This is a genomic window from Streptomyces sp. NPDC055189 (assembly GCF_053606765.1).
This window is the reverse complement of sequence record NZ_JBSGSG010000151.1, coordinates 1-10,133: the sequence shown is the minus strand read 5'-3', so window position 1 is coordinate 10,133 and position 10,133 is coordinate 1. Positions and strand designations below refer to the sequence as shown.

8 protein-coding genes are annotated in these 10,133 nt (G+C 72.7%); 2 read left to right on the top strand and 6 right to left on the bottom strand.

Annotated elements, in window-relative coordinates:
- Positions 1–47: 47 nt before the first annotated feature.
- Complete coding sequence (locus ACWFR3_RS45630) at positions 48–608, bottom strand: cysteine hydrolase family protein (protein WP_453740630.1); 561 nt, start codon at positions 606–608, stop codon at positions 48–50.
- Positions 609–859: 251 nt separating this feature from the next.
- On the opposite strand from ACWFR3_RS45630, the gene ACWFR3_RS45625 reads away from it, so the two are divergent.
- Both ACWFR3_RS45625 and ACWFR3_RS45620 read left to right on the top strand, forming a co-directional pair.
- Positions 860–3,829 carry a helix-turn-helix transcriptional regulator gene (locus ACWFR3_RS45625; RefSeq protein ID WP_453740629.1) on the top strand — a complete coding sequence of 990 codons (2,970 nt, stop codon included), beginning with the start codon at positions 860–862 and terminating at the stop codon, positions 3,827–3,829.
- A 79-nt stretch (positions 3,830–3,908) separates the two neighbouring features.
- Positions 3,909–5,021: an ABC transporter substrate-binding protein gene (locus ACWFR3_RS45620; protein ID WP_453740628.1), complete on the top strand. Its 1,113-nt coding sequence runs from the start codon at positions 3,909–3,911 to the stop codon at positions 5,019–5,021.
- A gap of 152 nt (positions 5,022–5,173) precedes the next feature.
- On the opposite strand, the gene ACWFR3_RS45615 is transcribed toward ACWFR3_RS45620, so the two are convergent.
- From ACWFR3_RS45615 to ACWFR3_RS45595, 5 genes are all read right to left on the bottom strand, one after another.
- The gene (locus tag ACWFR3_RS45615) at positions 5,174–6,730 is read right to left on the bottom strand and encodes an oxidoreductase (protein ID WP_453740627.1); all 1,557 of its coding nucleotides are present in this window, start codon (positions 6,728–6,730) and stop codon (positions 5,174–5,176) included.
- 38 nt (positions 6,731–6,768) lie between these two features.
- Entirely contained in the window at positions 6,769–7,695 is a 927-nt protein-coding gene (locus ACWFR3_RS45610) for a sucrase ferredoxin (RefSeq protein ID WP_453740626.1), read from the bottom strand.
- Complete coding sequence (locus ACWFR3_RS45605) at positions 7,692–8,900, bottom strand: cupin domain-containing protein (protein WP_453740625.1); 1,209 nt, start codon at positions 8,898–8,900, stop codon at positions 7,692–7,694. Before ACWFR3_RS45605 ends, ACWFR3_RS45610 begins: the two co-directional genes overlap by 4 nt.
- The gene (locus ACWFR3_RS45600; protein ID WP_453740624.1) at positions 8,897–9,160 is read right to left on the bottom strand and encodes a BatC protein; all 264 of its coding nucleotides are present in this window, start codon (positions 9,158–9,160) and stop codon (positions 8,897–8,899) included. Before ACWFR3_RS45600 ends, ACWFR3_RS45605 begins: the two co-directional genes overlap by 4 nt.
- Before the next feature lie 219 nt (positions 9,161–9,379).
- Entirely contained in the window at positions 9,380–9,805 is a 426-nt protein-coding gene (locus ACWFR3_RS45595) for a DUF6299 family protein (RefSeq protein WP_453740623.1), read from the bottom strand.
- Positions 9,806–10,133: the final 328 nt, after the last annotated feature.

Here is a 10,133-nt window from a genome sequence, read left to right as displayed (position 1 = left end):
GCGCCGACGTCGGCGCCGCGCCCGCCGCGCGCACCGGCCCGGCCTGACTATTGCGGCGAGAGCGCGTTGACCCAGTCGTCGACGCCGACGACATCCGCCCACTGCGGGAAGAGCCGCCCGGTGAGGACCCGGTGCACCTCTGGGTCGGGGTCCAGACAGCCGTCGGAAAGGACGGTGAGACCGAAGTCCAGGTCGTTCGCGTGGCACAGGGTGGACAGCACGACAGCGCTGGTGGCGATCCCGGTGAGCACCAGGCTGTCGATGCCGCGGGCTCTCAACACCACGTCGAGATCGCTGCCCGAGAACGCGCTGGCCCGCTTCTTGGTGACCACCACCTCGCCCGGCCGGGGTGCGACCTCGGGGTGGATCTCGGTGCCGGGGGCTCCTTCGACGTAGAGGCCGGCTTGTGCGATGGCGGCGAGGGCCCTGTTGCGCGTGCCGACGTCCGGGAAACCGGGACGCAGGGCGATGACCACGTAGATCACGGGTATACCCGCCGCCCGGGCCCCGTCGATCGCCCTGCGCAGGCGTGGCAGGTATCCGGAGCCGTCGTCGACGACGTCCACGATGTCGCGTTGGACGTCCATGACGAGAAGGGCGCTGCTCATGTCGCCTCCGAGAATGAAGTCAGTGCGGCGTGGAAACGGGCAGGATCGGGTGCTGACGTGGGGAGCCTACGTGCCCAAGTGCCGTGCATGTCATCGCGGTTGACGTCCGTGCGATGGCCCGCCGCGGATACGGCGCGACCAGGCGGGGAGCCCGCGGAGGTGCGCGGGAGCCACGGCGCCAGATGCATCAGCTCGGCCGCTTCGTATGCGGTGCCTCTGGCCAGGCAGGCATGCCGAACCCATGTGCCAGGATGTGGATTGTGCCGCACACCAATACCCAGCTCACCAGCCAACTTGTCGGCCGGGAAGACGAACTCGACCGTCTTTCCGGAGTGCTGGAGCGCGCCCGCGACGGCGAGGCCCGCGCGGTACTGATCTCCGGGGACGCCGGGGTCGGCAAGACGCGGGCGCTGGACGAGGTCGCCGGACGCGCCGCCGCGGCCGGGATGACCGTCCTCACCGGACACTGCGTCGACCTGGGCGACGTGGGACTGCCATATCTGCCCTTCACCGAGATCCTCGCCGCGCTGGCCGCGGACGAGCGGTTCGCCCCCGTCCTCGACGGTCACCCGGTGACGCAAGGGCTGCTCGGCGGCGGTACGGACGGCGCGGGGGACGTGAACAGGCGGCTGCGGCTCTTTGAGGACGTGGCCGCGCTGCTGGCCGAACTGGCCGACATCGCGCCGCTGCTGCTGGTCCTGGAGGACCTGCACTGGGCCGATCAGTCATCGAGGGACCTGCTGCGCTTCCTGCTCAGCCGCAATGTGCTGCAGCGGCCCACCGGCGGCCCGCACGACCACCGGCTCGCGGTGTTCGCCTCCTACCGGGCGGATGACCTGCACCGCCGCCACCCCCTGCGCCCGCTGCTGGCCGAGCTGGTGCGGCTGCCCGCCGTGGAGCGCCTCGAACTGCGGCCGCTGCCCGACGCGGACGTGGCCCGCCTGGTGCGTTCCCTGCGCGACAAGACCCTGCCGGACGCCGCCGTGCACCGGATCGTCGAGCGCGCCGAGGGCAACGCCTTCTACGCGGAGGAACTGGTCGCGGCCACGGACGCGCCGGCCGGCAGCGTACCCAGCGGCCTTGCCGACGTACTGCTCATCCGGTTCGAGCAGCTGTCCGACACCGCCCAGCAGGTGCTGCGCACCGCGGCCGTCGCCGGGCGCCGCGTCGGCCACGATCTGCTGCGCGATGCCGTCGGGCTGCCCGAGGAGGGTCTTGAGGCGGTGCTGCGCGAGGCCGTGGGGCGCCAGCTGCTCGTGCCCGGTGACGGCGACACCTATTCCTTCCGGCACGCGCTCGCGCGCGAGGCGGTCTACGCCGACCTCCTGCCGGGAGAACGGGCCCGGCTGCACGGCATGTTCGCCCGACTGCTCGCCGGGCGGGGCCGCCAGTCCGGCAGCGCGGCCGAGCGCGCCCACCACTACCGCGAGAGCCATGACCTGCCCGAGGCGCTCGCCGCCTCCCTGGAGGCCGCCGATCACGCCCAGCGCGTCGGCGCCCCCGCCGAGGAGCTGCGGCACATCGAGGCGGCCCTCGACCTGTGGTCGGCGGTCGGCGCCTCCGACCGGCCCGCCGGGACCGATGCCGTGACCCTCACCCTGCGCGCCTCCGCGGCGGCCGCTCATGCCGGGGAATCGCACCGGGCCGTCTCCCTCACCCGATCCGCCCTTGCGGGCCTAGGCCAGGACGCCGACCTGGAGCTGGCAACCCGGGTGCGCTACACCCTCGCCGGGAACCTGCTGAACGTCGACAACCTGCCCGCCGCCCTCGCCCACAGCAGAGAAGCCCTTGCCCTGATCCCCGCCGACCCCCCTTCGGCGACCTGGGTGTGGGCGGCAGCCACCTACGTGATGATCGCCGCCCGCATGGGAGTCGAGGACGACGCCGACAACGCAATGCGGGTCGGCAAACAGGCGCTGCACATCGCCGGGGAACTGGGAATCGACGACGCGCGGGCCGACCTCCTGATCTCGATCATGTTCCACGGGGGAGACAGCAACCGTCGAACCCCCGAGGGCAGGGCGCAGCTGCAGGAGGCACGCGCTCTGGCGCAGCGGTCGGGCAACGCGCCCGTGGAGATGCGCGCCCTGTTCAACCTGGCCGTCGGCTGCATCGAATCCGGTGACCTGGAGGGCTGCCTGCGCTGGGCGGCGGAGGGCCTGGACTGGGCGCGCCGTTCCGGCCTGCTGTCCGCGCCGTATCCGCGGGAGATGCGGTATCTGCGGCTACTGGTGTTGTTCACGCTCGGCCGGTGGGACGAGTGCGCGCGCGAGGCGGCCGAGGACCCCGCGGCCCTGTCCCGTGCGGGCGGCTCCGGTCCCGGTCTTTTCGTGGCGCTGGCCCGCGGTGACTTCACCGCTGTCGAGCGCGCCCGGATCCTGCTGGAGGGGCCGTTCGACTGGATGAACACGCTGGTCGTCGGCATCGTGCGGACCGACGCGGCCGCCTGGCGCGGGGACGTGGAGGAGGCGGTGCGGGCGATGCGCTACACGTTGGAGGTCCTCGCCGGGGACGCGACGACGCCGCCCGACGTCACGGTGCGGCTGGCCGCGCTGGCCCTGTCCGCGGTCGCCGACTCGGCGGTCCGGTCGCGGATGCGCGGTGACGAGGAGGGGGCGAAGCGCCGGGCGGACACCGCGGCCGAACTCGTGGAACAGGCCAGGGCCTCGGCCGGCCGCGGCGAGGACGGCACGCCGCAGGGGCCGGAGGGACAGGCGTGGCTGGCCCGCGCCGAAGCCGAATGGGCGCGAGCCGTGTCCGGGCCCGACCCGGCGGCCTGGGAGAAGGCGGTGACCGCGTTCGAGTACGGCAACGTCTACGAGCGCACACGTTGCCGACTGCGCCTCGCCGAGGCGCTGTTGGCGGCCGATCGTCGTGAGGAGGCGGCCGCCGAGGCCGAGGCGGTGCGCCAGGAGGCCGACCGCCTGGGCGCCACCCTCCTGAGCGAACAGCTGGACGCGCTTGTGCGCCGCGGCCGGCTGACGGTGCCCGCCAGGGACGCTGCCGCCGTACTGACCTCCCGCGAGCAGGACGTACTGCGCCTCCTGGCCCTGGGCCGCAGCAACCGGCAGATCGGCGAGGAGCTGTTCATCAGCCCCAAGACGGCCAGCGTCCACGTCTCCAACATCCTGGCCAAGCTGGGAGCGGCGAGTCGCACGGAGGTGGTGGGTGTCGCCTACCGGCAGGGACTGATCACCACGGAACCGGCGCCGTCGGACTGACCCCCGCTTCACGAGTGTTGGGCGGGCGGCACGGATATTCGGTTGCCGGGCAGCGGCAGTGGTGGTTGCAATATGCCGCATGATCACGCCGCGAACGTCCCCTGCAACAGCGCAGGCTGCCGATGCAACCGTCCGCATCGGCGCCCTCGCCCCGTTGAGCCGGCCCGGCTGGGTCGAGGCGGGGGAGCATCTGCTCGCCGGGCTCGAGCTGGGAGTTCGTGAGGTCAATGCGGCCGGCGGCATCGGCGGACGGCCCCTTGAACTGGTGGTCCGGGACACGGCTGCTGATCCGCGGAAGGCCGCGGCGGCCGTGGAGGAGCTGGCCGCCCTGGGGATGGCCGCAGTGGCGGGGGAGTATCACAGCGTCGTTGCCCGCGCCGCCGCCGGCAGGGCCGACGCGCTCGGTCTGCCGTTCCTGTGTTCGTCGTCGGTTCTCGACGCGCTCACCGAACAGCCGACGCAGTGGGTCGCGCGCCTGTCCCCGCCGCAGTCGCGCGGCTGGCAGGTCTACGCGGACTTCCTCCTGGGAGCGGGTCACAGCCATATCGCCGTGGCGACCCAGCCGAGTGTCTACTGGGCCGCCGGGACCCGCATCCTGCGCGACTGCCTCGCCTCCCGCGGCGGCACCGTCACCGAACTCGACATGAGCGCGCTCACCCCCGAGGCGCTGTGCGAGGAACTCGCCGCCGGCGGCGCGACGGCCCTCCTGCTGCTGGTGGGCCATCCGGAGCCTGCGGTGCCGATCGTGCGGGCTGTCCGCGGTGACCGGCGCCTGGCCGGGGTGCTGATCGGTGCGCCGGCGGGCCAGCCGGAGTTGCCCGAGTGGGCGGCATCGCTGGGCGGTGACGGCGCCGAAGTCCCGTTCCTGCGCTATCTGCCCGAGCGGCTGACCCCGCTCGGCGCACGAGTCGGGACGGCGCTTCGCGAAGGGCCTGCCGGGGAGCCTTCCTTCGTGGCCTACGAGGGCTACGACACGATCACGGTCCTGGCGGAGGCGCTGCGCCGGGGCGGCACGGACCGGGCGCGCACGGCCGAAGCCTGGCCGCGTGTTGCCGTCGAGGGCACCCGCGGTCGGATCGAGTTCTCCCGGGTGCCGGGCATCAATGTCTGGCAGTGGGCCGGGGCTCCGATCCAGGTCGTCGACCGGGATCCGGCGGAGCTTGGTCGCTTCCGGGTGCTGCACGCGGGCTGAGGGTGTACGACGGGTTCAGTGGCCGGTGTTGCTGGTGCGGAGGCCGCAGGTGTCTCGGACTTGCGTGGCCGCGAGCGTGATGGCCTGGTCTTGCGCGCGGGCACTTCGGTCGCACATGGCCGGGGTGGAAGGCTGCGCTGCTGTGTCGGTGGCTAGTTCTTCTGCAGGGCGCGGGTGACGCCCGCGATGACGGCTGTTGTCAGCAGCCAGCCGGAGGCGATCAGTAGGTATGCCAGCCACTGGAGGCCGTCGTCCGGCCAGTACCAGGCCGTGCGCTGGCCCAGACCGCCGATGGGGACCAGGAGGTCGAGCGTGTAGACGAAGGGCTGGAAGGGAGCGCCTTCACCTTGTTTGACCGGGTGGGGGGTGTGCGCGTCGAAGGACAGCGTGCCCAGCAGGGTCAGTGCGATGAGCCAGATGCCGGCCAGCCAGGGACGGTAGCCATAGCCGACGGTGGCGTCGAGCAGGTGCCCCCATGTGCGCGCGGCCCGGCGCAGAGTGCGGCGCCGGTGCCGCTGTTTGGCCAGGAGTACGCGGCGGGCGTCGTCGTCGTGGCCGGCCTTGCGGTACCAGCTTGCCAACTGCTCGTAAGGCTGCGGGTTGTAGCCGGGGCTGCGTTGTATCCACGCCACCCGTCGGGCAACGGAGTCGCGTCGCCCCACTTCCTCCCGGCGCTCGCGGCCCCGGCCCGTCTTGATGGAGCCGTAGACGAAGCCGTCCAGTTCCACCACCTCCGGCCAGACGTTGTCGCTGTCGTAGAGGTTGGACACCTGGGCGCCCTGCAGATCCACCCTGCCGGACGGAGGCCGGGCAAGGGTGAAGTCGAAGTCGGCAGCCTGCATCAGGGGGGCGGCCAGGGACGCGCCGTGGCCGCCGGGCGGCCCGTTGAGGACGGCTCGCTCAAAGGTCAGGTTGTTCGAGATGCGGGCGCCCCGCACTCGTACCGTCCCGTTCGCCGTGAACCCGTCGGAGAAGTCGAGCGTCGAGCCCACGGCGTTGTCCAGGGCGAGCGCCGTCCCGCGCGGGCCGGGGCTCACCAGCCGTGCGCCCTGCATGAAAAGGCCGCCCGGCAACTGCGCTCCCGGCAGTCGCACTTCACCTCGTGCGACAAACCCGCCGTTGCAGGTCACGCCTCCTTCCATGATCAGGCCGCCGGCGGCCATGGCCCATCCGCCGGGCGCGTTGATCTCGGCCCCGTTGAGCAGCATGCCGCCGGTCACCCGGGCGTCGCTCAGGGACAGGGCGGTGCTCACATGGTTGAAGGGCGAGACGGCCAGGCTTTGCACCACGGAGCGCCGCAGGTCGAGCGTTCCCTCGATGCGGGCCGCATAGGCTTCGATGCCCGGTACGTGGCTGCCCGTGATCACGAGCGTCTGTGTCGACGCTCCCAGCAGGTTCACCGACTCCTCGAACCAGCAGTCCTCGAGCCAGAGGGCGTACGTGATCTGCGCGCCGGCCAGATTGAGGTGCCCCGATATCCGCGCTCCGGCCAGCCGCAGACACGCCACGGCGCCCGGCTGCGCGGTGTTCGCGCCCAGGAGAAGTGCCGCGATCACCGCGGCCCGGACCGTCCGCTCAGGGCCCCACCGCCCACCCTCAGCGACGGAGTCTTCCCCGGCCGCCCCCGTACGCAGGTCGATGTGGCGTCCCTCGGGGAACCCGTTCCACAGTTCACGCTCCGGTGGAGCCAACTCGTCGTATGAGAGCACCCGCTAAGAGTAGTGATCGTCCCTTGGCACGCGGGGCGTCAGCGGGTGCGGATGGATGTGGCCGCGTAGACGACCGTGGAGCTGGGGGAGGGGCCGTTGCAGGTGAGTTGGGTGCGTGGCGTGTGGTGGGAGCAGACCTCGACGTCGATCGTGGTGGGGTCGGGCGGTGGGGTGGCGATGTGGATGCGCCAGTGGTTGTTGGCCAGGCGGGTGGTGTCGGTGACGGTGTAGTGGTGGCGTCCTGCGGGGCCGAAGCGGGCCAGGAGGGCGGTGACGGCGGCTTGTTGGGGCGGGTAGAGGTCGGTGTAGCCGCGCAGGTGTTCGGCGCGGATGCGGTCGGCCAGGTGCGCTTCGATGGTGGTCACGGCGGTATCGGGGTCGAGTTGGCCGTAGTGGACGCCGTCGGGGGCGATAAGGATGTTGGGGGCGAAGCGGTCGCCGCCGGTGTGGCTCGATTCCCAGACGAGGTCGGGCCAGTGACGGGTGAGGGCGCGGGCGACGGGGCGTCCGCGCAGCGCGCAGCAGGTGTCGTGGCGGCCGTGGGTGCAGACCAGGATGACGGGCCGGTGGCCGGGTTGGCCGGGGGCGTGCGGGGTGGTGGTGAGGTCTTCGGTGATGTGCTGCAGGTCGTGGTCGTGGGTCCAGGTGCCCCACTGCTGATGGTGGGCGCCGGCAGGGTCGTGGCGCAGGACGGCCCAGTGGTGGGGGCCGCCGGTGGTACGGCGTCCGGGACGTCTGATCAGCAGGATGCGGGCCCGGATGGCCTGGGCGGCGGTGTAGACCAGGCTCTTGGTGTGGGGGTCGAGGTCCAGGCCGTCGAAGCCGTTGGGGGGCCAGCCGCCGGGGTGCTCGATCAGGATCCAGGTCAGGGTGTGCGGTGCGGTGCCGGGGAGGGGGTCGCCGCGGGTGCGGGCGGCGTCCGCGCACAGGAAGCGTCCGTCCGCGCCCGTCGGGGGCGTCGTCATGGCGTATCGGGGACCAGGATGCCCGCGCGCAGCAGTCGGGCGGCGAGGTTGAGGCCGAGGTCGCCGGCGCTGCGGGTCTGGCCGTCGATGAGGCGGGTGAGGGCAGGCAGCTCGGCGGGGGTGCAGTCGAGGGAGCCCGCGCGGCTGGTCAGGCGCGTGCCGTCGAGTCGTACCTCCAGCGCGGTGCGCAGCCGCAGCGGGGTGTCGGGCGCCAGGGTGTGCAGGGCTGTGTGCTGGGCCAGCGGACCCAGGGGTGCCGGGCGGGCCTGGCTGCGGCGGGTACGGTCGAACAGCGGGGCGCTGTCGGCGCGGCCGAGGGCGGCGATGAGGTGTTCGCGGACGGTGTCGATCTGGGCTTCGTCGACGGGCCCGTCGAGGCCCATGGGAAGCGCCTGGCGCATACGGGGGTCCTCGCGCAGCACGGCGAGGGCGGCCCGGGTGAGGTGCTCGGCCAGCGTGTAGCGGGTGTGGGTGTGGATGCCCAGCGTCAGGTGGATGGAGACCTGCCCCTGGGCGCGGGCGGCGTGCAGCCAGCCGCGCGGGAGGTACAGGACGTCGCCGGGCTCAAGGATGGTGTCGATGCGGGGTGTGCCGGCAGCCGCGCTGGTGATGGCGGCGCGGTGATCGGTCCAGGGTTCGTCGCGCAGCGGGTCGGGGTGGACGGGCTCGTGGATGACCCAGCGTTTGGAGCCGTGGATCTGCAGGACGAAGACGTCGTGCACGTCGTAGTGGGCGTCGAACCCGCGGTTCTGCGGCGGTGTGATGTAGGCGTTGGCCTGGACCGGGTGCCCCAACTCGGTGCCGAGCCGCGTACTGAAGTCGGCGACGGGTTCCCAGGTGCGGTGCAGGGCCTGCAGGACGAGCGTGGCGCCGTCGGCGAACGCGCGCCACACGGCGGTGTCGTCGACCTGGTCGGCGATGGTGGCGCCGACACCGCCGGGCGCGGTGAAGGACGACTCTCCAAGGGTGGCGCCGTCCTTGGCCAGGCGCAGGAAGGGCGTGCGCAGCCCGCGCCGGGAGATCAGTTCGTCCGCGGCGCCGGCGGAGAACAGGTCACCGAAGTCGCTCGCGCCGCGGGTGAGCAGCGCGGTGCGCGCCCAGACGTCGCGGGCGAAGTCCTGCCGGCTCAGGCCGGTCAGCCGGGACCGCAGAATGCCGGCACCTGCCGTGCCGGCATCCCGCAGCTGGGCCGGGGGGATACTCAAACGCCGCTGCCCGACCCGTCGGCGCCTCCGTCGGCTCCACCGTCGTGAACACCCGGTGTGCCGGCCGCGCCGCCGTCCGCAGGGCCTTCGGCGCCTCCGTCGGCACCGCCGTCGTGAACACCCGGTGTGCCGGCCGCGCCGCCGTCCGCAGGGCCTTCGGCGCCTCCGTCGGCACCGCCGTCATGGACACCCGGCGTGCCCGCCGCGCCGCCGTCCGCGGGGCCTTCCTGCTGATTCGGGTCCTGCTGAGGGTCGGTCATCTGTCCTCCTGGGGATCGGACGGCCGGGATCGGGGGCACCCGCGGTGCCCCTGCCGCCTGCTTCCACCAAGCTCGCTCACGGGTTTGCGGTCGGCAACCTGAACGGATCACAGGGGTGCCGGGCCCGCCGTGGGGCGGCGGACGCCGGCAGGGCGTCCTCGCCTGCCCCTATCGCGACGTGCCCCGAGGGACAGCCACGTGGTGGGCGGACTGCCGCAGTCAGCTACGGGTGAGGGTGACGTCCTGGCGTTGTGTGGCGTGGAAGCGGGGCAGGGGGAGGCCGCTGCGCAGGTCCAGTTCCATCACGGTGGCCTCGACGCTGACGGTGCCCGGCCGGGGGGCGGTGGGGGAGGGGCGTCCGGTGTTGGTCCAGGAGTGCTGCTGGCCGTCGCAGGTCGCGCGGGTGCCGCCGATGCCGTGGCGGACGGTCTGATTGTCCTGGGCCAGGGACGAGGACACGAAGACGGGGCCGGTGCCGCTCGTGCACCGGTAGGTGCCGGAGAGGGTGACGGTGCCGTCCGAGGCGATGCGGCCCGTGGGGTTGACGGTGACGCTCTCGTTCGGGCCGGCGGATGCGGCGGCGGCCGAGGCGGTGCACAGGAGCAGGGAGGCGGCGAGGACCGTGGTGGCCTGGCGCAGTGACATGGGGGCCTCTTGGGTCAGGAGAGACGGAATGGGGGGGGTCCATCTATAGCGGGCTCGGTGGGCGGGGCGCGCCCGACACGACGCGGGCCCGGCCGGGAGCCCGCGGACCGCCGGAGCGTGGCCGTGGCGGGGAGGACAGAGTGTCCGCTAAGGGCTCGCTGACGTCGCGGAGAACTGCGTTTACAGCGGCGCGAGTTGCGGACTTGGCCTGCGTGACGCGGCCGCCGGGAGAAGGGGTCGGCCTGGCGCGCGGGCCATGGCGATACCGGGAAATCCACTGCCCCGCTTGGCGGTCCGGAGGTACGTCCTGACCGCCAAGCGGGGCACG

Excerpts from the sequence above, each read along its gene's own strand:
- ACWFR3_RS45600 (WP_453740624.1), bottom strand. The coding sequence starts at position 9,160 with ATGACCGACCCTCAGCAGGACCCGAATCAGCAGGAAGGCCCCGCGGAC.
- ACWFR3_RS45625 (WP_453740629.1), top strand. The coding sequence starts at position 860 with ATGTGGATTGTGCCGCACACCAATACCCAGCTCACCAGCCAACTTGTC.
- ACWFR3_RS45620 (WP_453740628.1), top strand. The coding sequence starts at position 3,909 with ATGATCACGCCGCGAACGTCCCCTGCAACAGCGCAGGCTGCCGATGCA.
- ACWFR3_RS45595 (WP_453740623.1), bottom strand. The coding sequence starts at position 9,805 with ATGTCACTGCGCCAGGCCACCACGGTCCTCGCCGCCTCCCTGCTCCTG.
- ACWFR3_RS45610 (WP_453740626.1), bottom strand. The coding sequence starts at position 7,695 with ATGACGACGCCCCCGACGGGCGCGGACGGACGCTTCCTGTGCGCGGAC.
- ACWFR3_RS45630 (WP_453740630.1), bottom strand. The coding sequence starts at position 608 with ATGAGCAGCGCCCTTCTCGTCATGGACGTCCAACGCGACATCGTGGAC.